Source organism: Streptomyces sp. NPDC050121, assembly GCF_044460385.1.
Lineage (GTDB): Bacteria > Actinomycetota > Actinomycetes > Streptomycetales > Streptomycetaceae > Streptomyces > Streptomyces soliscabiei.
On the sequence record NZ_JBITJV010000003.1, the window covers coordinates 296,131 to 322,430 of the forward strand.

A 26,300-nucleotide genomic window follows, 5' to 3' on the forward strand; every position below is an offset into this window, starting at 1 on the left:
CACACCCCAGGCGGCCTCATGCCCAGGAAACCCCGGGCGGAAGAGAGCGGCCCTGGAGGCGGAACTTTTCGAGCGTATCCAGGAACCGCTCCGTCACGGTGGGGAGCGTTCGCCGAACGCGCAGCACGATGTCCAGGCGCCGGTACACCACGGGGTCCACCAGGGGACGGCAGACGACGGGCCCGGCACCCATCAGCGGGAGCACGAGGGCGGGCATCGCCGACACCCCGAGGCCGGCGGCCACCAGTCCGCCCACGGTCGCGATACTGCCCGCTTCGGCCGCCGGTACCGCGTGCGCGTCGATCTGGGCGAACGCCGCATCGGTGAGCCGGCGCACGCTCGAGCCGCGCCCGACGGCCAGGAACGGCTGACGAGCCAGGTCGTCCCAGGCGATCTCGTGGCGGTCGGCGAGCGGGTGGCCTTCCGGCAGCACCGCGACGAAGCGGTCCCTGGCCAGGGGGCGGTGCTCCAACTGCTCGGGCGGGTTCCCGACGGTGGTGATCGCGAAGTCGGCGTCACCGGACAGGACCCGGTCCAGTACCAGCTGCTCCAGGCCGTCGAGGAGGCGTACCGCCGCCTGCGGCCGCCGCTCGCGGAAGTCGGAGATCACCTGCGGCAGGAGCACCGCGGCAACCGAGGGAAGGGTGGCCACGGCGACTGTTCCCGACTCGCCGAGCAGGAATCGCCTGAGCTCCTTCATGCCCGCCCGGTGAGCGGTGACGATCTGCTCGGCTATACGCAGGGCCTCGTCGCCCGCCGCGGTCAACTGCACATTACGGGTGTCCCGTTCGAGGAGTCGGACGCCGAGCAGTCGCTCCAGGTCCGCGACCGCGCGGCTTAGCGAGGACTGGGACACGTGCATCTCCGCGGCGGCCGCGGTGAAGCTCGCAGCCCGGGCGACGGCCGTGTACGCCGCCAGTTGACGCAAGGTGGTGGCCTCCATGGCCCACGAGCATAGGGCGCGCCCGCTTGAATTGATGCGCTTATCGCATGAACAGATCTCGGTTTGATGCTGGACACCGATCCGTTGGTGCTTCGAAACTCTCGCGTAACACCTCGGTCTGTCCCCGCCAGCCTCCGCCCACCGCCGCCGAGGGCCGTCCCCGAGAAAGCGAGCGCCGCCATGCTGGCAGCCCTGGGCTTCGCCACGATCGCCGCCATACTGCTGCTCACCATGACCAAACGCGCCTCGGTGCTGGTCGCTCTGATCCTGCTTCCGGTGCTGGCGGCGCTCATCGGCGGCTTCGCGGGCGATCTGGGCGAGCTGATTCTCGGCGGGCTGTCCAAGGTGGCCCCCACCGGCATCATGATCGCCTTCGCAGTCCTGTACTTCAGCCTGATGGTGGACGCCGGGCTCTTCGATCCGCTGATCCGCGGTCTGTTGCGCGTGGCGCGGGGCGACCCGTTGCGGATCACCGTCGCCACGGCCGTCCTCACGCTGTGCGTGGCCCTGGACGGCGACGGCGCCTCCACCTTCCTCATCGCCGTTTCCGCGCTGCTGCCGGTCTACAAGAGGCTCGGTATGAACCCCCTGGTGCTGTCCGGAGTCGTCTGCCTGGGCGCGGGCGTGATGAACATGATCCCCTGGGGTGGCCCGACCGTACGCGCCATGGCGGCGCTGAAACTGGACAGTTCCGAGGTCTTCAACCCCGTGCTGCCCGCGATGGGCTTCGGCATCGCCTGGGTGCTGGTGGCCTCCTACCTGCTCGGCCGCCGGGAGCGCAACCGTCTCGGCGCGCTGTCCCCGCGGGGTCCGGCCACGGACGTGCGCAAGGACGAGGACGAGTGGGACGACCGTGAACCCGCCGCTTCGACGACTGCCACGACTGCCACGACTGCCGAGTCGAGCGGGCAGGCCACTCCCACGACGGCCGACGGGCACGAGCGGCAGGCCCTCCGATCCCCCGGGGACGGGCCCGGCACCGTCCGGGTCCCGCCGCTGCCGCGTACCTGGCTGAACATCTTCAATCTCCTGCTCACCATCGCCCTCGTGGTCTGCCTGATTCAGGAAGTGCTGCCGCTTCCGGTGCTGTTCGTCCTCGGGTTCGCGATCGCGGTGCTGGTCAACCACCCCACCTGGGAACAGCAACAGGCGCTGCTCGACAAGCACGCCAAGAGCGTGGTCCTGGTCACCACGATGATCTTCGCGGCCGGCGTCCTCACCGGGATCCTCAGCGGCACCAAGATGCTCGACGAGATGGCCGAGGCGCTCGTCTCCGTCGTCCCCGACTCCTTCGGGTCGCACCTGCCCGTCGCGGTGGCCGTCACCGGCATGCCGCTGAGCCTGCTCTTCACCCCGGACGCCTACTACTTCGGGGTGCTGCCGGTACTCGCCGAGACCGCGAACGGGTTCGGCACGGACCCGGCCGAGGTAGCCCGGGCCGCCGTCCTCGGCCAGATGACCACGGGGTTCCCGCTCAGCCCGCTCACCGCGTCCACGTTCATCCTGGTCGGCATGAGCGGTGTGTCCCTCGGCGAACATCAGCGCTTCATCTTCCGCTGGGCCTTCGCCACCACCCTCGTCATGACCGTCGGTGCCCTGGTGACCGGCGCCTTCTCCCTGTGACCTGCGCCCCGGGCCTGAGCGGTGCCTTGGCCGCCGCGGACCCCGGCGGCCACCGCACATGCCGCTCGTGCCCACAACGTGCCGCCCGCTTCCGGGAGTCCGGAGCCGGGCGACCGGATCCACACGACAGGCACCTGGTCCGGGTGCCCCACCGACTGAGACGAGGACCCATGAGAGGGATCACCAGACGCACGGTGCTCACCGTCACGGCAGGTGCGGTCACGGTGCCGGCCGTGAGCACGGCGACCGCCGCGGCCGTCGACACCACGACAGCCACATCCGAAGGACGGCAGGCGGCCTCCGGACCCAATCCGGTCGTGCGAACGGACCTCGTCACGCGGGTGACGCCGAGGAACAACTGGCTGGTGACAGCCCTCGCCATCCAGTACTCGCATCGTATCGACTTACGCGGCGGGGTGATCCCGCCCTCCGCCTTCCAGGTGAAGGCCACTGTGGGCGGGCAGACAGCGGCTCGCACGGTGACCCGGGTCTACCCCAACACCGCCGCCGAAGTGGACGACCGGTCCGATCCCGGACGGCCGGGGGACCGCCTGATCGTCGAGCTCGACCCGAACGACTCCAATGCGCGGGCCGCCGGCACCGATCCCCTTCCGCTCGACTGCGCCTACTCCGTCAGACAGGTCGCGGACGTGCGCACCCCAGGAGGCGAACCGGTGCTCAAGGCCGGTCCGTTCGCGAGCCGGAACAACGACACCATCACTCCCGTGGTCGACGACTTCGCCGCCGGTTCCTTCACCGACTCCGCGGGTTTCGAGTTGGACTTCCGGCTGTACCAGCCCGAGGGATTCGTAGGCAATCCTCGGACGCGCACGCGCTACCCGCTCGTGGTCACCCTGCACGGCGGAGGCGAAGTCGCCGACAACAACATGACCCAGCTCACTGCCAACCGGATCGCGGTCACGTTCGCCAAACCGGAACGACAGCGCCGCAACCCCGCGTTTGTCCTCTCCCCGCAGATCCCCCTGCCCCGTCCCATGGACGGACCCGACGGCACGGACTGGACCAACGCCAAGGTCCAGGCCGCGCTGATCGAACTCATCGACACCTTCGTGAGCGAGCACTCCCGCAACGTGGACACAGACCGGCTCTACGTCGTCGGCCTGTCCTCAGGCGGGCGTGGCATCTACAGCCTGCTGGCGAAGCGACCCGAGGTGTTCGCGGCTGCCCTGCCCACGGCCGGCTGGGGCGACCCGGCCGTCATGGAGAGGATCACGCACATTCCGATGTGGGCCGACCACTCCGTCGACGACCCCGTCGTCCCTTACCGGGAGGGCCGGTTCGGTAAACCCGGCACCTGGACACTGATGAACGCGCTGGAGACCGCCGGTGCACCGGTCAGCCGCGGAGAGTGGGCCAACGATCTGCCGAAGGCGCAATTCGAGGCCCGGTCACGCGAGCTCCTACGGCAGGCCCGGGCCGCGCGCAGTCACGTCCTGTTCACGAGCTATACGCCCGGAACGACACCGGTGAGCCCACACTTCGCATGGGCCCAGACATACGAGAACGACGTGGTCATCGACTGGCTCTTCGAACAGTCCCGGTAGCCGGCCGCACGCGGCGGTCACCCGGTCCACCACCGTGGCGGACACAACCCAGTCATGTCCTCCCACGCCTGGGTGCTCGGCACCGGGCACAGGGAGGTGTGAGTCGGCTCCTTGTCACGGACGCTCCCCCTGCACGGCGGCGTCGACGTCACCCGCTGACCGCCCGGCTCGCAACCTCGGCCGGGTGACGAACGGTGCCTGATGCCGGGCCGCCCCCGGCCCGGCTCCCTCCCCCTACCACCAAGGGTGTCGGCCGCACCGCCGCGGCCGGCACCGGCCAGAGAGGTCCCCATCCATGATTGCCAGCAGAATCCGTACTGTTCTGGGCGGCGCGTTAGTCATGTCTCTCGCCGTCGTCGGGCTGCTGCCCCCGACGGCGTCCGCGAGTGCGCCGACCGTGGTGCCCACCGACAAGGGCGCCGTGCGCGGCGCCACCTCGAACGGCGTCGAGAGGTTCCTCGGCATCCCCTACGCGGCGGCGCCCACCGGCTCCCTGCGCTGGAAGCCGCCGCGGCCCGCGGCGCGGTGGACCAGCGTTCGGGAGGCGGCCGACTTCGGCAATCCCTGCCCCGTACTGTCCAGCGGCAACGGACCACGCAGCGAGACCGAGGACTGCCTCGACGTCAACGTGTGGCGGCCGTCGGGCGTGCGGGCCGGCGCCCGTCTTCCGGTGCACGTCTTCATCCACGGCGGTGGCCTGACCAACGGCAGCGGCTCGCAGAACGACGAGTCGAAGCTCGTCAAGGAGACGGGTGTCGTCGGCGTCTCGCTCAACTACCGACTCGGCGCCTTCGGCTTCCTCGGCCTGCCGGCCCTCACCGAGGAGGGCGGCGAGTCCGGCAACTACGGGTTCATGGACCAGCAGGCTGCGCTGCGCTGGGTGCAGCGCAACATCGCAGCCTTCGGCGGGAACCCCGGTGAGGTCACCATCGACGGCGAGTCCGCGGGCGGCTGGTCCGTCTGCGGTCATCTGGTGTCGCCCGGATCGCGTGGGCTGTTCGCCCGCGCCATGATCCAGAGCGGCTCCTGTGTCAGCGGGCCGCAGGACCGGGCGGAGGCCGCCGGGACGGCGTTCGCCCGGCAGGCGGGCTGCGACGGCACGGCTCAGGCGGCCGTCCTCGGCTGTCTGCGGTCGGCTTCGGTGGGTACGCTCCTCGACGCGAGCCGGACCTTCCCGGCCGGCTTCGTGGACGGGACTGCGACGTTCCCGACCGGAGCAGGCGAGGCGCTGGACAGCGGGGGATTCACCCGTGTGCCCGTGGTCGTCGGTGCCAACCGTGACGAGGGCCGCACCTTCGCCGCGGGCTACATAGGCGCGGGCAAGGAGGCCTACCTCGCCTTCGTCCAGGGCATCGCCGGCGCCCGCGCCGACGAGGTCCTCGCCCGTTACCCCTGGCCCGATACGTCCGACCGGTACACCGCGGCGTACCTCATCGGCGGGATCATGACCGACTCGGGGATGATCGCGGGGATCGGCGGGTGTGGGCTCCGCTCGCTCGCCCGGACCCTTGAGCGGTACGCCCCCACCTATGCGTACGAGTTCGACCACCGGACCGGCCCTGGCCTGACGCAGATCCCCGGCTACGTCTGGGGGGCCGGCCACGCCGCGGAACTCGCCTACATCTGGCCCAGCTTCGACAACGGCACACCCATCGCTCCGCTGTTCAACGCCGACGAGCGTCGGCTCGCCCGCGAGATGACGCGGTACTGGGGGGCGTTCACGAAGACCGGCCGGCCGGCCGTCGCCCGGCAGACGGTCTGGCCCGGCTATCACAGGGGCAAGGGCCTGACGCTGTCGCTGCGGGCGGGGGGCAGGAGCGCCCTGATTGACGACGACCGGTACTCGACGGAACACCAGTGCGCGTTCTGGGACACGATGCCGGGCACACAGCACTCCTGAGTAGGTCGGGGACTGGAAAAACGGAGCATCAGCCACCGCGCCGGTCCCCGACCCTGCTCAGGGAGCGTCAGGGACCACAGATGGACCGCAAGGACAGGAACCAACCGACAAAGACTATGCAAGGCCGACAGAGACATACACGCCTGACCTGGAAGAACGCCTTGAATTGGCGCGGATCGACAAGGCCCGCCAAGATCCTCAAAGGACTCTTACTCCGTCGGCCGTGGGTTCGAGTCCCACCCGCCCCACTGTGCAGGCTTCTGACCTGCGAAAACGTGTCATCGCGAGTTCGGGTTCAGAACTTTGGCCCAACGGATTGGATCCGCTGCTCGTGAGTTCGACGGCGGTTGGGGCTACGAGGGTTCACGATGCGCTGACCTGGCCGGATGCGTGGGTTCATGGTCGAGGGGAGCCGTGATTGGCGACCTGCGCGGGGTCTGGACGCACAAGTTGGGACGCTGATGGGACGCAGGGAACGGGAAGCGCCGTCTGCGGACCTACTTCCGACCCTTTGGGTTCAGCGGGGTGGGTTGGTCAGGTGTAGTAGCCGCTGCAGTCGACGACGAGGTCGGTGCTACCGGAGCTGTGGTTGTAGATGCTGATCTGTCCGCTGCTGTCGGTGGGGGTGAGGGTGAGGTTGGCGAGGGTGTCGCCGACGCCCCAGTCGAGGTTGCTGGTGGCGGGTCTGCCGGTGCTGGTGGGGTAGACGGTGGCGTAGCCGCCTGCGGCGAGCACCCACCAGTCGGCAGGGACATCACAGACGCTGCCGGATAGTCCATGATCGGCCCGGTCTCCAGCCTGAAGGGCATGAGACATCACGCGGACTGGCTGGGCTCTGGTGGGCCCGCAGCTGCTGTGCGCGCTCAAGCCGGTGGTCGGCGGCCGCGCGTTCCCCACCGTCGGCCACGCCGACGGCATCGTCTCGCTGCTCTTCACCGGCGGCTACCCGGCGCTGACCTGGGCCTCGTTCGTCATCGCCGGTATGGCGGTCGCCCGCCTCGACCTGGCTGCCACGGCCGTCCGGACACGTCTCGCCCTCACCGGCGTCGCCCTCGCCGTCACCGGCTACGGCGGTTCCTGGCTGGCACTGCGTCTCGTGCCCGGCGTCGCCGAAGCCATCCGGGGAGCCGCAGGGGGACCGGGCATGTCGGCCATGCCGACCATGTCCTCCACACCGCCCGGCAGTGACGGCATCTTCGGCGACACCCCCGTCGGGATGCTGGTCGCCTCCCCTTCGCCAACCTCTGGTCCCGCTTCTTCCCACGGGGGCCGCTCGAATGGCTGATGAGGAGGGCGACCGGGATCGCCCGGCGCATTCAATGAGAGCACTCTCTCGGGGCTACGAGGAGACGCGCTGCCTCTCCTCTCCATGGCGTGCGGATGCCGGCGCTTTCTCATGGAGGCGCCGGCATCCCTGTCGGTGTCGGGTCAGCTCGTCACGCGGAAGGTGGCGTCACTGCGCCCCGTCGCGGTGGTGATCGGGTCGAGCTTCAGGTAGTAGGCGTAGTGGCGGATGTAGTGGTCCGGGTGGTTGTACGACTGGAACGACGACCAGGTCGGGTCGGCGAGCCCGGCGACCTGCCGGAAGGCCGCGTCCGCCGCGAACTGGCTGCTGCCGTCGTTGTAGGCGAGCTGGAAGTCGTAGTTGGCGTGACGCAGGAAGTAGCCGGGGTAGTTCACCGACTCGAACGAGACGGTGCCGGTGCCCGCCAATCCGGGCCGCAGCCGGAACTTGGCGTCATCGCTGGTGACGTTCTGGTCGATGCGCACGTCGAAGTTGGTGTGGCGTACGTAGCGGTCCTGGAAGTTGTACGACTGGAGCCGGTTGGCCGGGGTGTTGGGCCAGCGGGCGAGTACGCGGCTCTCCTCGGCGGCCGTGAGGTTCATGATCCAGCCGTGGCGCTTTTTGGTGCCGCCCATGTTGTAGCTGGTCGATGCCAGCTGCTGGTAGGAGGCGGGGTTGGACGGGTCGGTCGTGGTGACCGGCATGTAGCCGCCCTTGGTGGCGTACTGGTCGAGGTAGAGGGCCCACTTGTTGGTGCCGTTGAACTTCATCCACATCGGGCCCTCGACCATCGACCCGGTCAGACCGATGCCGGAGAGGTCGCCGAGTCTGGTCCAGGTCCCCAGGATGGAGTTGCTGCCTTCGAGGGTGATCTGCCCGTCGCCGGAGGCCCGCACGTAGCGGTAGTTACCGACACCGGAGGGCAGCTCGATGATCTGGGTGTCGATGATCTCTTGCGTGCCGGGGCGGTCGATGTAGAGCTGGGGGGTGGTGATGGTGCGGAAGTCGCTGGTGTGGGCGGCGAAGATGCGGTGCTTCGTCGCGCCGTTGAAGGGCACGTTCGTGGCCCAGTACAGGACGTAGTCGTTGCTCTCGGGGTCCCAGATCGCCTCGGGTGCCCAGGCGTTGCGGCCGTCGGGGATCGCGCCGGCGACGTTGAGGAGCCACGGCTGTGACCAGGTGACCAGGTCGGTGGACTCCCACACCACGATGTTGCGGCTGCCGTTGTTGATGGAGCCGTCCACGGTCGACCCGCAGCCCCAGCACAGGTCGGTGGCGATGATCCAGTACTTGCTGCCGTCGGGGGATCTCACGAAGGCGGGGTCGCGCACGCCCTTGGTGCCGACGGTGGAGCGCAGGACCATGCCGCCGCCGTTGAGGTCGTTCCAGTGCAGGCCGTCGGTGCTGTGCGAGAGGTACATCTGCTGGTTGGTCGCCCCCTCCCCGGTGAAGTGCACCATCAGGTAACCGGGGTCGGCTGCGGCCGCCCGCTCGGGTGCGGTCAGGACTTGGCCTGTGAACAGGAGGCAGGCGGCGGCCAGTAGCGCCGACAGCCGGGAGAGAAGCGTGCGCATGTACGTTTCCTGTCTTTCTGCGGGTGCCACCAGCGGGGAGGGGGAGCCCAGCCGTCACACGGCCTGGTCGCGTCATCGCGCGGCAAAGGCGGCTCGGTGCTCTTTCCTCAGTGACGCACGCTCGGGGACTGCTTGTGTCTTGAGAGCGGATACAAGACGGGAACCGATGGCCCATTGTTCGATATTTAGAAAGGCCTTCGAAAATTCGGCCAGACGCTATAGGGACGGTAAGAAACTGTCAAGAGAGTCGGGAATGGTCCATTGGTCGTGGAGGCGACGAGCTCGCCGAAGGCCGTTACGGCAAACCGTCCCCGCAGGTCATTGTTGTTCGGCATATCGGATGTTGTTCGAAAAGTATTGACGTTGGCTCGCATTCCAACTCACACTCACGCAGCGCGATGTCATTCGGGAGGCACGTCAGCACCTCGGCCAGGGTCGCGGGCCAAGGTCGCGAGCCCCCTTCTCAGGCATGTCTTCATCACGGGATGTGAACCCATGCACGGAGTGAGACCGCAGGGCCGCCGAAGTCTCCGGCGAGGTGCCGCTGCCGCCCTGGCCGCCGCCGTGCTCCTGGCGGGTGCCGTCGGCCTGTCGGCCCCCGCCCAGGCGGCGGAGATCACCGACGGCCTGGCCCTCTGGTACAAACTCGACGCCACCTCGGGCAACGTGGCGGTGGACTCCTCGGGCAACGGCCACAACGGCACCGTCAACGGCACCGCGGGCTGGTCGGGCACCGGGCAGGGACTGACGTTCAACGGCTCCGACACCTACATCAAGGTGCCGGACAACCTCATGAGAGGCATGAACTCCATCACCGTCTCGATGGATGTGCAGATCGACGCCGCCCAGGCCACGCCGTACTTCCTCTACGGCTTCGGCAACACCAGCAACGGCGCCGGAAACGGGTACCTGTTCACCACCGGCGACACCCTCCGGACCGCCATCGCCTCCGGGAGCTTCTCCACCGAGCAGAACACCCGGGCCTCCGCCGCACTGCCGCGCTCGGTCTGGAAGCACGTCACCTACACGCAGACCGGCACCACGGGCGTCCTCTACCAGGACGGTGTGGAGGTGGCCCGCAACACGTCGGTCACCGTCACCCCCGGTTCCATCGGGACCGGCACCACCACGGCCGACTTCATCGGCAAGTCGCTCTACAGCAATGACAAGCTCTTCAAGGGCAAGATGCGCGACTTCCGCGTCTACAACCGCGCGCTGACGCCCGCCGAGGTCCTCACGGTCAGCGGGAACACCACGGGCATCGCCACGGCCACCGAACCCTCGTTGAAGATCGCCGCCATCGTCGACGGCACCAACGGCACCATCACGCTGCCGGTCAAGGAGGGCACGGACCTCACCGCGCTCGCCCCGCAGTTCACCCTCGCCCAGGGCGCGTCCATCAGCCCGACCTCCGGTACTCGGCGCGACTTCACCCAGTCCGTGACATACGAGGTGACCGGCTCCGACGGGGTGAAGCGCACCTGGACCGTCTCCGCGCTGACCATGAGGAGCCCGGTGCTTCCGGGGCTCACCGCCGACCCGAACATCGTCCGCTTCGGGGACACGTACTACATCTACCCGACCACGGACGGCTTCGCGGGCTGGAGCGGTACGCAGTTCAAGGCGTACTCGTCCAAGGACCTGGTCCACTGGACGGACCACGGCGTCATCCTGGACCTCGGTCCCGACATCAGCTGGGCCGACACCCGGGCCTGGGCCCCGACGGCGACCGCGAAGAACGGGAAGTACTACCTCTACTACTCCGCCGACACCAACATCGGCGTCGCGGTCTCCGACTCGCCCACCGGCCCGTTCAAGGACCCCCTGGGCAAGCCGCTGATCGCCCGCGGCTCCCACGCCGGCCAGATGATCGACCCGGACGTCTTCACCGACGACGACGGCCAGTCGTACCTCTACTTCGGAAACGGTCACGCCTACGTGGTCCCGCTGAACGATGACATGGTCTCGTTCGACGCCTCCAAGATCACCGAGATCACCCCCAGCGGCTACAACGAGGGTTCCTTCGTCATCAAGCGCCAGGGCACCTACTACCTCATGTGGTCGGAGAACGACACCCGGGACGAGAACTACCGGGTCGCCTACGCCACCGGCTCCTCGCCCACCGGTCCCTGGACCAAGCGGGGCGTGATCCTGGAGAAGGATCTCTCGCTCGGCATCAAGGGGCCCGGCCATCACTCGGTGGTGCAGGTTCCGGGCACCGACGACTGGTACATCGCCTACCACCGCTTCGCCATCCCCGGCGGTGACGGCACCCACCGCGAAACCACCATCGACAGGATGGAGTTCGACGCCGACGGTCTGATCAAGAAGGTCGTCCCCACCCTGAGCAGCATCACCCCGGTCACCAGTGGCGTCACCCTGCCGGTGAACACCACGCGCTCGCTCCGGTCGGTCAACTTCCCCGGCCGCTATGCCGTCGTGCGGTCGGACAGCCTCGGCTACCTCGACCCGGTGACCTCCTCCAGCACCACGGCGGTCAAGCAGAGCGCCACCTTCACCGTGGTCCCCGGCCTGGCCGACGGAAGCTGCTACTCCTTCCGCGACTCCTCCGGCCGCTACCTGCGCCACAAGGACCTCCGGATCCGCGCCGACGCGAGCAACGGCACGACGCTCTTCAACAAGGACGCCACCTACTGCGCCCGGCCCGGTTCGGCCACCGGATCGGTCAGCCTGGAGTCGTACAACTACCCCGGCCGCTACCTCCGCCACTACAACTACGAACTGCGCATCGACACCTACCAGGACACCGCCACCTTCCGCGCCGACAGTTCCTTCATGCCGATCAGCCCCTGGACCTGACCGCGCTCTGCGCTCGCCCGGTGGCCCGCACCGCGAAGCCCTGCGGGCCACCGGCCTGGCCCAGCGGCCGTACTACCTCCGACACGCCGGGATCTCAGGCTGCGCACCGGCATCAGGCCGGAGCCGGTCCCGCTGGAGGGTTCATCCTTCGTGAGCCTCTTCGTGGTGGAATGGAGATCCGCTGCGGACGGGTTCGAAACCCACCTCCGAGCTGGTGTTATCACCCGCTCTCCCGGCTCCACCGTCCTGGTCATGGCGTCATTCTCCTTGCATCCGCTCGGGGTGGGGAGCGGTGGGCCCAGCCCTGGCACATCCAGGAAACGCCGGGCCGTGGCCGGGCCTCTCACAGCCGCGAGCGCGCGTTCAGTCGGAGACGGCGCCTGTCGCCGTGTCCTGTGCGGGTACGGGGCCGACACTGAGCGAGCCGAGCAGGGCGAGGGCGTCGGCGGAGGTGCTGTCCGGTTCGGCTTGGTAGACGACGAGCTGCTGGGTGGGTGCACTGTTGACGGTGAAGGACTCGTGGTGCAGTTCCAGGCCGCCGACCTGGGCGTGGTGGAAGAGCTTGGCCGCGCGGGTCTTGCCGCGCACGTCGTGGCGCGCCCACGGTACGCGGAATTCGGCGCTTTTCACGGACAGTTCGCCTACGAGCCGGCTCAGCCGCGGGTCCTCGGGGTCGATTTCGGCCGTCCGTCGCAGCGTGGCCACGGTCGACTCGGCGGACCGGTCCCAGTCGCGGTGGAAGTGCCGCGCGGCCGGGTCCAGGAACGTCATGCGCAGCAGGTTGTCGGAGTGGGTGAAGCCGGCGTAGAGGGCGCTTGCGAGCCGGGTGCGGGCCAGGATGTCCGTGGGACTCGGAGAACTTCAGCTCCGGCCGCGCGTGGATCGCCAGGCTCACCGCCTCCATGTGGGGGCGCAGCGTGGCGAGTTCAGCGGCTGGAGCCCTCAGTGAGGGCGGCGCGGTGGTGGGCATGTGGGCCTCCGTCGTACGGGCTGAGCACTGCCTGTGGGCCGCACGAGTCGGCCCCGCGGCCCGCCGTTGTCGCCCGCCCGCATCGCCCGTGCCGCCGTCCCCGAGAGCGTCCGCCTCACCGACACCGACATCGACGCCGAAAGCAGCGCCGGTGACGAAGGCCGAGGCGCGAGTCTCGGGACGGCATGCCCTACGGTCGGTCGACCACCACGGTGACTACGCGAGCCGGTCCGGCCGACTCGGCTCCTGGGCCCGGCCCGGCCACCAGCCCCGAGGCCACCGTCAGGCGTCAAGCCTCACCTTCGTTCCCGGCCTGGCCGACCCCCGCTGCCACTCTGCCCTCCGTCCCGGTTCCACGGCCGGGCTCGGCCTCCCGGACACGATGTCCAGCGCCGCCCCGTGCGGGTCGCAGGCAGGGGCAGGGACCTCAGGAAGTGCCGTCAGCGGGTACGGGTTCGGTGAACTGGTCGAACAGCATGACGGCAACCCTTGTGACAAGGGACCAGTTCTCGTCGCCGTGCGGGTCCGCCAGGTCCCCGTAGCCGGCGATCCACCGCATGTGGAAGCCGTCCAGCAGGGACGCGATGCTGGTGGCGAGGTGATCGACCCGGTAGGGCGCACGCATGCGCAGCCCGTAGGTGTCGAGCAGGGCCTGGTACGCCTCGCAGGCCACCTTCGTGAACGATTCGCCGTAGTGCCCGAGGGCCTCACGCACACGGGGGTTCGCGGCGCTGGCGTAGAAACCGAGCATCACCCGGTAGATCGGGTCCACCCGGTGGTTCCTGTGGTTGTCCGTCAGTACGTCGTTGAGGGCTTCCTGCCAGGTGATGCCCTTCTCGACGGCTTCCTGGAAGCGCCGGATGCTGTCGGGCAGGCCCGGTACCAGTTCCGCCTGCCGGGAGGTGAGGTGGAACAACAGCTCGGCCTGGAAGTCGGCCTGAGCCGGCCAGATCTGGTAGATCGATCCCGTGGTGACCGCCGGTGCCGCCGTGTCGCCCAGCCGGTCCCGGATGATGCGGGTGGCCTCTTCCGTCACCTGCTTGACCCGCACGTGGGCCAGTGCGGCGGAGACTGCGGCCTCGCTGGTGTCGGCGGTTCCCGCACAGACGAGTTTGGTCGCCGCTTCCAGCATGAGGGCCCGGGTCTCCTCGAGCGATCGCCGAGGCAGCCTGCGCCTTCCGGCCTGCGTCGTCACACCCTCCCCCTCCACTGCTTGAGCGTTAAATCGAGCTGCTTGATCGTTAAATCAAAGTGAACCAAGGCGTTGACAGGGGGTAAGCCTACACCTAGATTCCCGGTTCGTAAGAAAGTTACGAAACCTCGGGAAGGCCGCCTGAACAGGCCTTTCCGGGTGCTCCGAGCCGCCCTTCGCGCTGGTCACCCCGTGCGCTCCAGGTCCCCGGCCAGCCGTTCAACCCCCTGTTGCGCACGCCCTCGGCGTGACTTCCCTTCGCTCCGCTCACGGAGGTTTCGTATGCCTACCCATCCGCGTGTCCGAGGACTGTGCCTGATCGCCTCCCTCATGGCGCCCGTCCTGGGCCTCACCGCCTGCAGTGGCGCGCAGAGCCAAGGCTCTGCCTCGGCCGGAGCTGCCGCAGCCGAGTCGTCGGCCGCCGCGGACACCCGCCCGTCGGCCGCCGTGGTGACCGACTATCAGAGTTACGTGGGAGGCAAGGCGGGCAAGGCCGACTCCGGCCTGTCCCCGGTCACTCTCGGCTGGGTGAACGTCGAGGGCGGCCCCGGCGGCAGCCCAGAGGCGACGCTGGGCGCCAAGGCAGCCGTTCGGTACGTCAACGAGAAGCTCGGCGGAATCGGTGGCCACCCGATCGCGCTGAACGTCTGCACGGTGGTCTCCGCCGAGGAGGAGGGGCAGAAGTGCGGTCAGCAACTGCTCGGTGACAAGGCCGTCTCCGCCATCGGCCTCGGCAATCTGTACCTGGGCGACGCCTCCTTCAACTCCGTGGTGGCGGGCAAGAAGCCGGTTCTGGTCGGCGTGGCGACGGGGCCGACCCTGCCCACGGCGAAGAACACCTACAGCACCTTCGGCGACCTGCCGCACATCTTCGGCACCTGGGGCACGTACGCGCGTGACGTCCTCAAGGCGAAGACGGCGGCGGTCATCCACACGAACACCCCCGGCGACAAGATCGCTTCCAGCGCAGCCGTCGAAGGACTCAAGGCCGCCGGCCTCACCGTCAAGTCGGTCGGCTTCGACGCGCAGGCCACGGACCTGATCGGCCCGGTCACCGCCGCCGGCGCCAACTCCGCCGACGTCATCGTGCCCATCACGATCGGCTCCGGGTGCGTCGGAGTCGCCAAGGCGATCAAGCAGCTCGGCATCGACAAGCCCGTGGTGTCCACGCCCCTGTGCATGTCACCGGACGTGGCCAAGGGCCTGGGCGGGGATCTGCCCACATGGACGTACGGCGTCGCCCAGACGCTGCCGACCGACTCCTCGGCCGCCGACTCCAAGGCGTTCCTGGCGGCATCCGGCCAGGTGGGGCTGGACAAGGCCACCGCCTCCCAGGTCTTCGCCCCCCTGGGCTGGAGCACGATCCTGACGTACGCCAAGGCGCTCGACGCCGTGGGAGCCGACAAGATCACCCCGGCGGCCGTCTCCGCGCAGCTGAAGAAGTTCACCGGGCCGGTCGTCATGGGCGCCGCCGAGGTCAAGTGCGCCAAGTACCCGGACGCCCCCGCGGTCTGCAACGACCAGGCGCGGTTCTACCAGTACAAGGGCAAGGGCGCCTTCCAGCCGCTGACCGACTGGCTCCGCCCGCCCCGGTGACCATCGTCCCCACCGTCCGCCCGGGTCGCCTCCGGCCCGCGACAGACCTTCCCGTGCCGTGCTCCTTCAGGCCCGACGGCTTCCCTGCGGCCTTGAGGAACACGGCGCTCCAGGAGTAAGAAATGGAACAGATCCTGCTCTTCGCCGTGCTCGGCCTGGGCCAGGGGGCGCTGATCGCCGGCATCGCACTCGGCGTCGTGGCGACCTACCGGGGTTCGGGCATCATCAACCTGTCGACCGGCGCCGTCGCGATGGTCGCCGGTTACACCTTCTGGGCCCTGAGCACCGGCTTCTTCGGCTTCGCGCTGCCGACCGCCGCCGCCTTGGCGGGGGCCCTCATGGCGGCGCTCGCGGTCGGTGTGCTCACCGAGGTCGCGGTGTTCAAGCCCCTGCGCGCGGTCTCACCCCTGGCCAAACTCGCGGCGTCACTCGGCATTCTGCTCACCCTGCAGGCCACCGTGCTGCTGGTGTTCGGAACCCAGCCACAGCAGGCCCCCAGCATCCTGCCCTCGGACGCCGTCACCGTCCTGGGCGTCACCACGCCCGTCGACCGTTTCATCCTGACCGGGCTGGTGATCGCCGTCGCGCTCGCCCTCGGGGCCCTGTACCGGTGGACCCGGTTCGGGCTCGCCACCCGCGCCGCCTCGGAGAACGAACAGGCGGCCCTGCTGGCCGGTCTGTCACCGAACAGCGTCTCCCTCGCCAACACCCTGCTGTCCGCGTTGATCGCGGGGCTGCTCGGCGTCCTGGCCGCACCCATCGTCCAGGTCGACTCCGTCACGCTCCCGCTCCAGGTGGTCCCGGCCCTGGCGGCGGCTCTCTTCGCCGGATTCACCTCACTGTGGATCGCCTGCTCCGCCGGCATCCTCATCGGCGTCATGCAGTCGGTCGTCTACTACCTGTCCACCCAGAGCTGGTTCCCGACCGACAACGGCAACGCCATGCCCGGACTCCAGCAACTGCTGATCTTCATCCTGATGATCATCGCGCTCTATGTGAAGGGCGCGGGCCTGCCGCGCCGCGGTGAACTCGTCGAGCAGCGGCTGCCCGCCGTACCGCTGCCGGACCGACTGCTGCGACCGGCCGTCCTGGCCACGGCCGCCGCCGCCCTCGCCCTGGTCGTGCTGCCGTTCGACTTCCGCCAGGCGCTGACGAACTCGCTGATCGGCGCGATCATCGTCCTCTCGTACGTCGTCATCACCGGCTACGTGGGACAGATCTCCGTGATGCAGCTCGCGCTCTCCGGCACCGCCGGTTTCGCCCTGTCCCACCTGGCGACCGGACTGCACATCCCCTTCCCCTTCAACGCCCTCGGCGCGACCCTGCTGGCCACCCTGCTCGGTGTGGCGGCCGGCATCTCCGCCCTGCGGGTCCGCGGCGTGAGCCTGGCCGTCGTCACGCTGGCCGCCGCCCTCGCGATGGAACAGGCCCTGTTCACCAACACCTCCTTCGGCGGCACCGCCGGAGTGACCGTGCCCCCTCCCCGTCTGTTCGGGGTGGACCTCGGTCCGGGGGCGGCCTTCCGCGGCCTGGACGGCAACGAACCCAGCCCCCTCTTCGGCTTCCTCGTCCTGTCCGTCACCGCCGCCCTGGGGCTGTACGTGGCCAACCTCAGACGCACCGGGCTGGGCCGGCGGATGCTCGCCGTCCGCTCCAACGAGCGCGCGGCCGCGGCAGCAGGCGTCAACGTACGCGGGGTGAAGATCGCGGCGTTCGCCATCAGCTCCTTCATCGCCAGCGCCGCGGGGACCCTGTACGGCTACAACTTCGGCTCCGTCAGCGCGGTCCGGTTCACCGCGCTGGCCGCACTCGGCCTCATCGGCTTCGCCTACATCGGCGGCATCACCATGGTGTCCGGAGCCGTCATCGCCGGCCTGATGTCCACCGAGGCACTCATTCCGCACGCCCTGGACAAGTGGTTCGGCATCAAGGGGAGCTGGGCCCTGCTCTTCGCCGGCGTCTCCCTGATCGTGACGCTGATCGCGAACCCGGACGGCATCGCGGGCGCCAACCACCGCCGTAAGAAGGCCAGAAGAGCCGCCCGCACAGCGAAAGCCGCCCAGGCCGCCCTCGCCGAAAACGCCATGCCGGACACCGCCGGGACCGTAACGGCGCCCGCCCCCGAGGAGGTCGCACGATGAGCATGTTCAAGGTCCGCTCCCTGGGTGTCAGTTACGGCGGCGTCCACGCACTCAGCGACGTCACCCTGGATGTCGCCGAAGGCCAACTGGTGGGACTGATCGGCCCCAACGGCGCGGGCAAGACCACCTTCGTGGACGCGGTCAGCGGACTGGTCGGCGCCCGGGGCCGGGTGGAACTGGACGGCGAGGACCTGACCGGCATGCCACCGCACGCCCGGGCCCGCCGAGGTCTCGCCCGCACCTTCCAGAGCAGCGAACTCTTCGAGGACCTCACGGTGACGGAGAACCTGCGCGTGACGGCGGAACGACCGACCTGGGTCAGGGCGTTCGGCGAGACCTTCGGCCGCCGCACGCCGCCGCCCTCCGCCGTCGCCGATGCCCTCACCACTGTGGGCCTGCAGGATCTCGCCGACGCATCCCCGGCCGAGCTGTCCCAGGGACAGCGCAAACTCGTCGGCGTGGCCCGGGCCCTGGCCGCCCGCCCCCGCATCATCTGCCTCGACGAGCCCGCCGCCGGCCTGGACACCGCCGAGAGCGCCGAACTCGGCCGCCGCCTGCGCGCCGTCGCCGACGCCGGCACCGCACTGCTCCTCATCGACCACGACATGGGCCTGGTGATGGGCATCTGCGACCACCTGGTCGTCCTGGAGTTCGGCAAGGTGATCGCGGCGGGATCCCCGAGCCGGGTCCGCGACGACCCCGCCGTCATCACCGCCTACCTCGGCGCGTCCGCCGTCCAGCCCGCCGACGCACCCGTACCGGACGGCGGCACTCCTTACTCCCTCACCACCGGCCGACCCGGGGTTACCAGCACCGCACCGGAGACATCATGAACACACCCGTCCTGGAAGTGGCCGGACTCACCGCCGGCTACGACGGAGCCCCCGTCGTCCGCGACCTCGACATCACCGTCGGCGCAGGCGAGGTCGTCGCCCTGCTGGGCGCCAACGGCGCGGGCAAGACCACCACGCTCAAGGCCGTCTCCGGGCTGCTGCGCCCCTCCGGCGGCACCATCACCTTCACCGGAACACCCCTCGACCAGGTGCCTGCGGCGGCCCGCGCGCGACGGGGCATCGCACACGTCCCGGAGGGCAGAGGCATCTTCTCCGGGCTGACCGTGGCGGAACACCTGCGGCTGGGACACCGGGGAGAACGGCTCGACGAGGCGGCGGCGTACGGGTACTTCCCGGTCCTGACCCGCCTGCGGGACCGCAAGGCCGGCCTGCTGTCCGGCGGAGAACAGCAGATGCTCGCTCTCGGACGGGCCCTGGCCCGTCGTCCCAAGCTGCTGCTGCTCGACGAACTCAGTCTCGGCCTCGCCCCGGTCATCGTCGAGGAACTGCTGCCCGTCGTCCGGCGCTTCGCCGACGACTCCGGCTGCGGGGTGCTGCTCGTCGAGCAACACGTCGGCCTCGCCCTGGAAATCGCCGACCGAGGCTGCGTCCTCTCCCACGGCGAACTCACCGTGCAGGCCACGGCCCGGGAACTGAGAGCGGACCGGTCCCGGATCGTGGCCGGTTACCTGGGCGCCGGTTCCTGACCGCTCAACCGGCACCGACCACGCCTCACCACTCACCTCTCCCAGGAGCATCATGTTCACTTTCGACAGCGGCAAGGACGGCGTACGCATCCACGTGCACGTGTGGCAGCCCGCCGACCCGCCGCGCGGTGTGGTGCAGATCGCGCACGGCATGGGCGAACACGCCGGCCGATACGCCGCGCTCGCCGAGGCGCTGACGGCCCAGGGCTTCGCCGTGTACGCAGGCGACCACCGGGGACACGGGCTCAGCAGACACGCCGCCCCCGGCCATCTCGGCGAGGACGGTTGGAACAGCCTCGTCGGCGACCTGGTGACACTCTCCGAGACCATCCGGGAGCGGCACCCCGGTCTGCCCCTGGTGCTGCTCGGTCACAGCCTCGGCTCCTTCGCCGCGCAGCAGTACGTACTGCACCACTCCCACCTCATCGACGCCCTGGCTCTGGCCGGCACCACCGCGGTCGACGCGATGCTCGCCAACCAGGCGGCCGACACCGGGGACCCGCTCGTCGCCCTCAACAAGGGCTTCGAACCCGCTCGGACGCTGTTCGACTGGCTCAGCCGGGACCCCGAAGCCGTCGACGCCTACCTCGCGGACCCACTCTGCGGCTCCAGCCTCGACGCCGAGGGAATGCGACAGGTCGCCGCCGCTTCGGCAGCACTCGCGCAGCCCCGGGGCATCCCGGCACACCTGCCTGTCTACGTCCTGGTCGGCGACCGGGACCCGCTCAACGCCGGGCTCGCGCTGAGTGACCTGCTCGTCGACCGCTACCGGCAGGCCGGCCTCACCGACATCACCTACCGCGTCTACCCCGAAGCGCGGCACGAGCTGTTCAACGAGACCAACCGCGCCGAAGTCGAGGGCGACCTGCTGGCCTGGCTGGAGCGGGTACTCGCGCACATCGAAAACGAGCGGGTGCTGCCGTGAGCCTGACTTTGCCAGAATGCCGACGACGGGCCTCGCTCATGCGCCAGGCGTGACCCTCTCCGCAACCTTGCGCACGGCACGCTCACGAAGCTCGGGCGGGTAGGGGGGACGGACGCCATGACGGCCCATAGGGCGTGGAAGGCGTCGCTGCGGGTCGCGAGTTCGCCGATGAGGTTGGACAACTCGCTGTCGTGCAGGCTCGCCACACCGGCTACGTCGACAGCGGGGCGCTCGTGAAGTACCTGGGCAAGGTCGCGCGCGACATGGGCTGGCGTACCGAGGGCCAGCCGCCGCCGGCGCGGTCCCACACCGACAAGGTCATGCTGGGCCGCCGACAACGGGACGCGGCAGCCCCCTACCCAGGTCCCGCTATTCCAGCGCCGCCGCGGCCGGCTCGGCACAACCCGACAGACCACCGCTTCCCACGGAACCACCACTCCTATCCCCGACCAGCGGAAACCCGGCGATCACGCCCGGAAGGACAACTGCTTTCTACCCGGTCACGAAGGTCGTCAGGCTCTGAGCGGGAAGCTGCCCTGTGAAGGAGCCGTTCGACACGGCGATCCTGCCCTGGGACGCGAGATTTCTGCTCGCGTCCGTCACCCAGGACGACACGCCGGACGCGGTGTTGTTCTGTAGGGTGAACTGCTGATTGACCTGCGAGTTTCCCTTGTTGACGGCGACGATGACGATCCGGGAGCCGCTCCCTTTGTATGCCGAGAAGTAGACGTTCGCCTGCGGGTTCGGGGGCACGGCGATCCGCACATGCCCTGGGCGGACGAACTTCGAGAAGTGCGCCATGCTCGCACCGCGTTTGCTGATCCGCCCGTCCTCCCGCATGGGGCCGTAGCCGCGCCGGATGTACCACCACACGTACGCCTGGAACTCGGCATCCACCATCGCGCGGTGGATGTGTTCTCCCACGTCGAGCGCCTGGGGCCACAGATCGGCCGAATCGGTGCTGTTGGGGTAGTAGACCTCGGTCATCCACAGTTCCTTGCCCCCGCCCTTCTGCTTGAAAAGGGGGTAGGGGAAATTCTGGAACGACGTGCCGTAAAGGTGCGCTCCGAGAATGTCCAGGTTGGCGAGTGCTCCCGCGTCGTTGAGGATCGGGTCCGAGAAGCTCTTCACGTACTGGAAGGATTCCGGGGCGATGACCTTGGTACTGATGGAGCCGGCGTTCTCCCGCAGGAACCTGGTCATCTCGCTCGGAGTCCACCACGTCCAGTCATGAGCGTAGTCCGGCTCGTTCTGCACGGAGATGGCATACAGGTTCACTCCGTTGGTCCGCATGAACGCGACGAAGTCGTTCAGGTGCTGCGCATAAGCGCCGTACATGTTGTACCGAAGCCGCTTGGCGTTGGTCTGCTGGCCGCGGACGAAGGTCTCGACCATCTGAGCGGGGGGATTCCACGGCGATGCGAAGACGGTCGCCCCGAGCTCGATCGCGCGTTTCGCCGTCGCGACCTCGCGGTTCCAGTTCGCCCGGTCCTCGGAGACGAAGATCCTCAGCATGGAGAACCCGAGCTGTCCTTCGCTGTTACCGAACGCCGTGTCCCTCTGGGCAGATGTCAGGTCACCGATCCAGAGGGGGTGGTTCATACCGCCGAATCCCCGGATGGTCTGCCGCGTCGCCGACGGGTCGACGGTCACCGCCGCCGCGGACGCTGTTCGGGATGCCGCCATGGCCGGCGTTGTGGCCGCGAGGACCGGCAGGGCGCTCATCGTCGCCAGAACGGCCCGACGACTCGGTAATCCCGACCCCTCCCTGTCCCTGGATGCACCACGCTGTAACGACATGTGTTTCCTCCCTCTGGGACTTGGCACTGATCTGTGCTTTCTCGTCCCCGTGTCGGTAACCGCTTTGCCTCGTCGTGCCGTGTTCTGACAACGTGCAGGGAATTCGCCGCCTGCGGGCCGGGCCGTCTGTCTGCGCCCGGCGCTCATATCGGCATCTGCGCTCCGCGCCTTTTAGGGCCGTGCTGATACGTGCGTGGAGTTCGACGTTCGACGGACTGACCCCTGAAGGGTGTGGCGCTCGTCGAATGTTTCGGTAGATCGACCGATCGTACGGCGGTCTAGGGGACCGTAGGACCCCCTCCTCGCATCGTCAAGCCTCTGCGGAGACGCTAGTGGCGCCCGGGGACCGTGTCCTGTGCGGACCGGTCGCGCCGTCGCCCAGGGATCTCGACTTCAGGGAACGGCGACACGGGCGAGCCGGTCGGGCCTGCGACAGCTCGTCGTGAGGACTGGGGGCGGGTCCGTCGTTCAGTGCGGACAGCGACAGCTTGGCGGCGGCCTTCGCCGTGTCCATCGGCCCACGTGGCTGCCGGACATGTCGACGGTCAGGCTTCGGCGGCGTCTTCTCCACGCCCCTCGGCGAACTCCCACCAGGCGAGGGGGAGCCAGTCTCCATTGACGAAACCGTCGACTGCCGACCCCCGGCCGTTGATCGACACGGCGGTTCCGGGGGGGTAGGTGGTGCCGGACAGTCCGGACACGGGGACGAGCAGGGTCCCGAGGCGTGGCGTCACTGTGGGCTTCCCCTTCCCGGGGCTTGGTCTGCGGGCTCTCGTGATCCGCACGTACGTGATGACAGTAGCCAATTTGGCTTAAGGCGCACAACGGACGGAACATGATATAGAGCACAAATGTCCGAGGTGTGACACCAGCAGTGCCGAGCGGAGGTGCGTAGGCATGAAGGCCGTCGTCTACAAGGGACCGTTCGAAGTAGCGGTCGAGCAAGTGGAAAAGCCCGGACTCCAACACCCGAACGACGTGATCGTCCGCGTGACGTCAACGGCGATCTGCGGTTCCGACCTGCACATGTACGAGGGCCGTACGGCCGCCGAGCCCGGCATCGTCTTCGGCCACGAGAACCTTGGGATCATCGAGGAGACCGGGGACGGCGTCTCGTCCCTCAAGGCGGGCGACCGGGTGGTCATGCCCTTCAACGTCGCCTGCGGATTCTGCAAGAACTGCACGACCGGCTTCACGGGCTTCTGCGTCACCGTGAACCCCGGGTTCGCCGGCGGCGCGTACGGCTACGTCGCGATGGGTCCGTTCAGCGGAGGCCAAGCCGAGTACGTACGGGTGCCGTACGCCGACTTCAACTGCTTGAAGCTGCCGGAGGGCGACGCCAACGAGAGCGACTTCGTCCTGCTCGCCGACATCTTCCCGACGGGCTACCACGGCAACGAACTGGCCGACGTCCGTCCGGGCGAGAGCGTCGCGGTGTACGGCGGCGGTCCGGTGGGCCTGATGGCCGCCTACTCGGCCATGCTGCGCGGAGCCAGGAAGGTGTTCGTCGTCGACCGGGTCGCCGAGCGGCTGCAGAAGGCCGAGGAGATCGGCGCGATCCCCGTCAACTTCGGCGAGGGCAACCCAGTGGAACAGATCAAGGACCAGACGGAGGGAGAAGGCACCGACAAGGGCATCGATGCGGTGGGCTACCAGGCCCAGGCACGGGGCGAGGAGCGCGAGGAACCGGCGACCGTCCTGAACTCGCTTGTCGAGACGGTGCGACCTACCGGAGCGCTCGGCATTCCGGGCCTGTACGTTCCCTCCGACCCCGGCGGCCCTGACGAGCAGGCCAAGCAGGGCATGCTGCTGGTGGCGGTCGGCAGGCTTTTCGAGAAGGGGCTGCGGCTGGGTACCGGCCAGTGCAACGTCAAGCGGTACAACCGGCAGCTGCGCGACATGATCATCGAAGGGCGCGCGCGGCCCGGCTTCGTCGTCTCGCACGAGCTGTCGCTCGACGAGGCGCCGTCGGCGTACGAAAAGTTCGACAAGCGCGTCGAGGGCTACACCAAGGTCGTCCTGCACCCGAACCGGTGACCTGACCCGGGGTACCGGCCGCAGGACGCGGGGTTGTGCGTCGCCCCACCCGGGGTCGGCGGCCGGTGCCTCCCGGGCGGCAAGGTTCGAGGGGCTATACCGCACTGCTGCGGGCCTTCCTCCTGACGGTCGGGCTGTCCGCCTGAGATGGGCCCGCGGTTGCGCACCCACGCGCCCTCGCAACCAGATGACCGTCAAGGGAGCCGGACACGTCGGGTCGGGTCGGGTCGGGTCGGGTCGGGGGGAGCTTCGCGGACCTCGCGGTCGCCGACCAGCGCGTGCGCGGCACCGGGGTTGATCCGGAGGAGCAGGCTCGCCGCGATAACGGGTTGCGCTGTTCAGCCGGTCGAGCCGGGCCTTCTGTGCGGGGGAGAGGCGGTGCCAGGGTTCCCCGGCCTGGGAGCCGGGGTATTGGCGGCCCCACAGCGCGCCCGGCGAGGTGAAGACCGCTTTGGCGACGTGCTCGCCATGGGCGGCCAGGTACTGGGCGGTGAGTGATCCGCCCCACGACTGGCCGACCAGGATGATCCGGTCGGCACCGAGTGTGCGCCGGATCGCTTCCAGGTCGGCGACCTGGCGGGCGACGGTGTATCCGGTGAGAGCCCGCAGCCGGGTGGAGCGGCCGGCGCCGAGCTGGTCGTAGGAGTAGTAGACGTCGAAGCCGTTCGCCGCGAGTTCACGGCCCCCGGTGGGGACGCCCTCGCCGGGGGAGGAGGGCGAAGCCGAGAGTGTCGACCCGCAGCGACAAGCTGTGATCCTCGTGGCGTCCGGTGGCCGCCTCGCGTCAGCCGACGCGGTTGATCGGCGGGCAGTGCCACCGGGCGTCTATGACCTCGGGGCGCGGGAGGTACATGCGCAGCGCGACGTACCAGACGCCCCGCTTCGGTGTGGGCAGCCAGTTGGACTCCCGCTCGGGTCCGGGCGAGTCCGGCTGAAGGTAGAGGGTCAGACCCCCGTCATCGTCTCTGGCCAGCCCCCGGGTGCGGTCTCCGATGGCGTACCGGTCGATCGGATTCGGGATCAGGTTCCGGTTTTCGTCGTAGGCGGTCAGCGACCAGAACGCGTCTACCGGGGGCTGCGTCCCCGCGTCGAAGCGCAGCTCGTAGCGGCCGGTGGACAGCGTCTCGCCGGCCCCGTCGTTGAAGGCCGTCAGGTAGACCGCCTCCTCGGGATCGTTGACGGCGATGCCCACCAGGGACTGCTCCGCGGCCCGCCTGAGGAAGTCGTCCCCGTAGTGGCCGACCTCCCCGGGAGGGTAGCGCCAGCCGTTGATCTGCTCGGCCCACTGGCCGCTGAGCAGCTGCTGTTCGAGCATCGGCAGGGCGGTGGCGGCGGCCCGGATCAGGCCCTCCTTCACGGGCTCCGGCTGTGCCTCGACGTCCAGCCCCGGACCGATGCCGATCTCCGCGAACTGCCGGAGCAGAACGGCGTGGTGCTTCGGCAGCGGGTTCTCGGCCAGCACGGCGTTGAGTGTCTTCCACGGACCGAGCGGATCCTCGGCGGGGTCGACCGGCACCGGTACGTCGCGGCGTTCCGGGAGTTCGGCGCCCTCCACGCCGAACAGGTGAAGCGGCGTCAGCCGGTACTGCTGCTGCAACGCGTGGACGGCCGGGATGTCCTCCTCGCTCTCGACGAGGGTCCGCCCGACCACCAGGACCCACGGAGTGGGGGCGCTCGCCGTGCGGCGTACGCCGTTCGGGAGGTCCCCGCTCCAGTCCGGGCCGATGAGGGCGAAGTCACCGGCCTTCGATCCGGTCGCCCGCATGCCCACGTAGTCGTAGTTGTCCGAGGTGAAGGCGACCAGTTCGAAGGTGAAGTAGCGGTCTCCCATGTCCGGGTGCGAGAGGATGAGGGGTTCCTCGCGCAGGTCCACCCACGCCCAGGAGTACAGCGTGTCGATGTTGGGCGACAGGCCCTCCCGGTCCGAGACGTCCCAGAGCCTGCTCGCATGCCAGAAGTGGTTGACGGCCATGTAGGGCGTCGATTCCGTCTCGGGCTTCTGGGTCACCCAGCGGTGACGGAGCCCGGCGTTGTAGATGTAGGGGAAGCCGTAGACGAAGGCCTGCTCCCCCAGCGTGTACGCGTACTCGCGACGCCAGTCGTCCACCCCGCCGGTGAGCGCCGGTTTCACCGAGTGCCATGCCACGGGCAGCGCCCGCGTCATCTTCCTGGCGCGGTCGATGGCGTCCCCCGGGTGACGTACTGCGGCCGCGGTGGCCTTTCCGGTGGCGGCCGCCGCGTGACCGATGCCGACCGCCGCCACGGCGAGATCGTGGCGCAGACGTCGACCGGGTTGGTTGTTGTTGGCTGAGGATGCCATCACCGCGTTCCTCTCCTGAGGCTGGGCAGCACGGGCTGGGGTCACCACGCGGTCTCAGAGCGCGAATCG

19 protein-coding genes and 2 pseudogenes are annotated in these 26,300 nt (G+C 69.0%); 12 read left to right on the forward strand and 9 right to left on the reverse strand.

Annotated elements, in window-relative coordinates:
- Positions 1-16 precede the first annotated feature (16 nt).
- Complete coding sequence (locus ACIBTS_RS06140) at positions 17-943, reverse strand: LysR family transcriptional regulator (RefSeq protein ID WP_399316925.1); 927 nt, start codon at positions 941-943, stop codon at positions 17-19.
- A 180-nt stretch (positions 944-1,123) separates the two neighbouring features.
- Here ACIBTS_RS06140 and ACIBTS_RS06145 point away from each other — a divergent pair, with 180 nt between their 5' ends.
- From ACIBTS_RS06145 to ACIBTS_RS06155, 3 genes are all read left to right on the forward strand, one after another.
- Positions 1,124-2,566, forward strand: coding sequence for a CitMHS family transporter (locus tag ACIBTS_RS06145; protein ID WP_399316926.1), 1,443 nt, complete (start codon positions 1,124-1,126; stop codon positions 2,564-2,566).
- Positions 2,567-2,736: 170 nt separating this feature from the next.
- Positions 2,737-4,131 carry a prolyl oligopeptidase family serine peptidase gene (locus tag ACIBTS_RS06150; RefSeq protein ID WP_399316928.1) on the forward strand — a complete coding sequence of 465 codons (1,395 nt, stop codon included), beginning with the start codon at positions 2,737-2,739 and terminating at the stop codon, positions 4,129-4,131.
- A gap of 295 nt (positions 4,132-4,426) precedes the next feature.
- On the forward strand, positions 4,427-6,031 hold the full coding sequence (locus ACIBTS_RS06155) for a carboxylesterase/lipase family protein (RefSeq protein WP_399316930.1): 1,605 nt from the start codon (positions 4,427-4,429) through the stop codon (positions 6,029-6,031).
- A gap of 534 nt (positions 6,032-6,565) precedes the next feature.
- On the opposite strand, the gene ACIBTS_RS06160 is transcribed toward ACIBTS_RS06155, so the two are convergent.
- On the reverse strand, positions 6,566-6,766 hold the full coding sequence (locus ACIBTS_RS06160; RefSeq protein WP_399316932.1) for a hypothetical protein: 201 nt from the start codon (positions 6,764-6,766) through the stop codon (positions 6,566-6,568).
- 103 nt (positions 6,767-6,869) lie between these two features.
- On the opposite strand from ACIBTS_RS06160, the gene ACIBTS_RS06165 reads away from it, so the two are divergent.
- Together ACIBTS_RS06165 and ACIBTS_RS06170 are read left to right on the forward strand one after the other, a co-directional pair.
- Positions 6,870-7,316 (forward strand): hypothetical protein, encoded by a 447-nt coding sequence (locus tag ACIBTS_RS06165; protein WP_399316934.1) that lies wholly within the window; start codon positions 6,870-6,872, stop codon positions 7,314-7,316.
- Positions 7,292-7,354: pseudogene (locus ACIBTS_RS06170) on the forward strand (hypothetical protein); the annotation flags it as partial. The gene ACIBTS_RS06165 and the pseudogene ACIBTS_RS06170, both read left to right, overlap by 25 nt.
- Positions 7,355-7,459: 105 nt before the next feature.
- On the opposite strand, the gene ACIBTS_RS06175 reads toward ACIBTS_RS06170, so the two are convergent.
- Positions 7,460-8,890 (reverse strand): glycoside hydrolase family 43 protein, encoded by a 1,431-nt coding sequence (locus ACIBTS_RS06175; protein ID WP_399316935.1) that lies wholly within the window; start codon positions 8,888-8,890, stop codon positions 7,460-7,462.
- 504 nt (positions 8,891-9,394) lie between these two features.
- Between ACIBTS_RS06175 and ACIBTS_RS06180 the strand changes: the two genes are divergently transcribed.
- Positions 9,395-11,710, forward strand: coding sequence for a family 43 glycosylhydrolase (locus ACIBTS_RS06180; protein WP_399317199.1), 2,316 nt, complete (start codon positions 9,395-9,397; stop codon positions 11,708-11,710).
- A 363-nt stretch (positions 11,711-12,073) separates the two neighbouring features.
- On the opposite strand, the gene ACIBTS_RS06185 is transcribed toward ACIBTS_RS06180, so the two are convergent.
- Entirely contained in the window at positions 12,074-12,550 is a 477-nt protein-coding gene (locus tag ACIBTS_RS06185; RefSeq protein WP_399317200.1) for a hypothetical protein, read from the reverse strand.
- A 557-nt stretch (positions 12,551-13,107) separates the two neighbouring features.
- The gene (locus ACIBTS_RS06190) at positions 13,108-13,812 is read right to left on the reverse strand and encodes a hypothetical protein (protein WP_399316937.1); all 705 of its coding nucleotides are present in this window, start codon (positions 13,810-13,812) and stop codon (positions 13,108-13,110) included.
- A gap of 342 nt (positions 13,813-14,154) precedes the next feature.
- Between ACIBTS_RS06190 and ACIBTS_RS06195 the strand changes: the two genes are divergently transcribed.
- The 5 genes from ACIBTS_RS06195 to ACIBTS_RS06215 all read left to right on the forward strand — a co-directional run bounded on the left by ACIBTS_RS06195 (position 14,155) and on the right by ACIBTS_RS06215 (position 20,074).
- Positions 14,155-15,468, forward strand: coding sequence for an ABC transporter substrate-binding protein (locus tag ACIBTS_RS06195; RefSeq protein WP_399316938.1), 1,314 nt, complete (start codon positions 14,155-14,157; stop codon positions 15,466-15,468).
- 122 nt (positions 15,469-15,590) lie between these two features.
- On the forward strand, positions 15,591-17,609 hold the full coding sequence (locus ACIBTS_RS06200; RefSeq protein WP_399316940.1) for a branched-chain amino acid ABC transporter permease: 2,019 nt from the start codon (positions 15,591-15,593) through the stop codon (positions 17,607-17,609).
- Positions 17,606-18,442, forward strand: coding sequence for an ABC transporter ATP-binding protein (locus ACIBTS_RS06205; RefSeq protein ID WP_399316942.1), 837 nt, complete (start codon positions 17,606-17,608; stop codon positions 18,440-18,442). The genes ACIBTS_RS06200 and ACIBTS_RS06205 overlap by 4 nt, the downstream gene beginning before the upstream one ends.
- Positions 18,439-19,149 (forward strand): ABC transporter ATP-binding protein, encoded by a 711-nt coding sequence (locus ACIBTS_RS06210; RefSeq protein ID WP_399316943.1) that lies wholly within the window; start codon positions 18,439-18,441, stop codon positions 19,147-19,149. Before ACIBTS_RS06205 ends, ACIBTS_RS06210 begins: the two co-directional genes overlap by 4 nt.
- A 52-nt stretch (positions 19,150-19,201) precedes the next feature.
- Positions 19,202-20,074: a lysophospholipase gene (locus ACIBTS_RS06215; protein WP_399316944.1), complete on the forward strand. Its 873-nt coding sequence runs from the start codon at positions 19,202-19,204 to the stop codon at positions 20,072-20,074.
- A 492-nt stretch (positions 20,075-20,566) separates the two neighbouring features.
- On the opposite strand, the gene ACIBTS_RS06220 is transcribed toward ACIBTS_RS06215, so the two are convergent.
- Positions 20,567-21,760, reverse strand: a complete 1,194-nt coding sequence (locus tag ACIBTS_RS06220) for a glucuronoxylanase (RefSeq protein ID WP_399316945.1) — start codon at positions 21,758-21,760, stop codon at positions 20,567-20,569.
- 659 nt (positions 21,761-22,419) lie between these two features.
- A complete protein-coding gene (locus ACIBTS_RS06225) occupies positions 22,420-22,608 on the reverse strand; it encodes a hypothetical protein (RefSeq protein ID WP_079662502.1) in 189 nt (62 codons plus the stop codon).
- Positions 22,609-22,771: 163 nt separating this feature from the next.
- On the opposite strand from ACIBTS_RS06225, the gene ACIBTS_RS06230 reads away from it, so the two are divergent.
- The gene (locus ACIBTS_RS06230; RefSeq protein ID WP_399316946.1) at positions 22,772-23,911 is read left to right on the forward strand and encodes a glutathione-independent formaldehyde dehydrogenase; all 1,140 of its coding nucleotides are present in this window, start codon (positions 22,772-22,774) and stop codon (positions 23,909-23,911) included.
- A 417-nt stretch (positions 23,912-24,328) separates the two neighbouring features.
- On the opposite strand, the pseudogene ACIBTS_RS06235 reads toward ACIBTS_RS06230, so the two are convergent.
- Positions 24,329-24,667, reverse strand: a pseudogene (locus ACIBTS_RS06235) (alpha/beta fold hydrolase); the annotation flags it as partial.
- 28 nt (positions 24,668-24,695) lie between these two features.
- Positions 24,696-26,231 (reverse strand): DUF1254 domain-containing protein, encoded by a 1,536-nt coding sequence (locus ACIBTS_RS06240; protein WP_399316948.1) that lies wholly within the window; start codon positions 26,229-26,231, stop codon positions 24,696-24,698.
- Positions 26,232-26,300 lie beyond the last annotated feature (69 nt).

Excerpts from the sequence above, each read along its gene's own strand:
- ACIBTS_RS06155 (WP_399316930.1), top strand. The coding sequence starts at position 4,427 with ATGATTGCCAGCAGAATCCGTACTGTTCTGGGCGGCGCGTTAGTCATG.
- ACIBTS_RS06175 (WP_399316935.1), bottom strand. The coding sequence starts at position 8,890 with ATGCGCACGCTTCTCTCCCGGCTGTCGGCGCTACTGGCCGCCGCCTGC.
- ACIBTS_RS06190 (WP_399316937.1), bottom strand. The coding sequence starts at position 13,812 with ATGCTGGAAGCGGCGACCAAACTCGTCTGTGCGGGAACCGCCGACACC.
- ACIBTS_RS06205 (WP_399316942.1), top strand. The coding sequence starts at position 17,606 with ATGAGCATGTTCAAGGTCCGCTCCCTGGGTGTCAGTTACGGCGGCGTC.
- ACIBTS_RS06150 (WP_399316928.1), top strand. The coding sequence starts at position 2,737 with ATGAGAGGGATCACCAGACGCACGGTGCTCACCGTCACGGCAGGTGCG.
- ACIBTS_RS06210 (WP_399316943.1), top strand. The coding sequence starts at position 18,439 with ATGAACACACCCGTCCTGGAAGTGGCCGGACTCACCGCCGGCTACGAC.
- ACIBTS_RS06230 (WP_399316946.1), top strand. The coding sequence starts at position 22,772 with ATGAAGGCCGTCGTCTACAAGGGACCGTTCGAAGTAGCGGTCGAGCAA.
- ACIBTS_RS06215 (WP_399316944.1), top strand. The coding sequence starts at position 19,202 with ATGTTCACTTTCGACAGCGGCAAGGACGGCGTACGCATCCACGTGCAC.
- ACIBTS_RS06240 (WP_399316948.1), bottom strand. The coding sequence starts at position 26,231 with ATGGCATCCTCAGCCAACAACAACCAACCCGGTCGACGTCTGCGCCAC.
- ACIBTS_RS06200 (WP_399316940.1), top strand. The coding sequence starts at position 15,591 with ATGGAACAGATCCTGCTCTTCGCCGTGCTCGGCCTGGGCCAGGGGGCG.
- ACIBTS_RS06145 (WP_399316926.1), top strand. The coding sequence starts at position 1,124 with ATGCTGGCAGCCCTGGGCTTCGCCACGATCGCCGCCATACTGCTGCTC.
- ACIBTS_RS06195 (WP_399316938.1), top strand. The coding sequence starts at position 14,155 with ATGCCTACCCATCCGCGTGTCCGAGGACTGTGCCTGATCGCCTCCCTC.
- ACIBTS_RS06140 (WP_399316925.1), bottom strand. The coding sequence starts at position 943 with ATGGAGGCCACCACCTTGCGTCAACTGGCGGCGTACACGGCCGTCGCC.
- ACIBTS_RS06220 (WP_399316945.1), bottom strand. The coding sequence starts at position 21,760 with ATGGCGGCATCCCGAACAGCGTCCGCGGCGGCGGTGACCGTCGACCCG.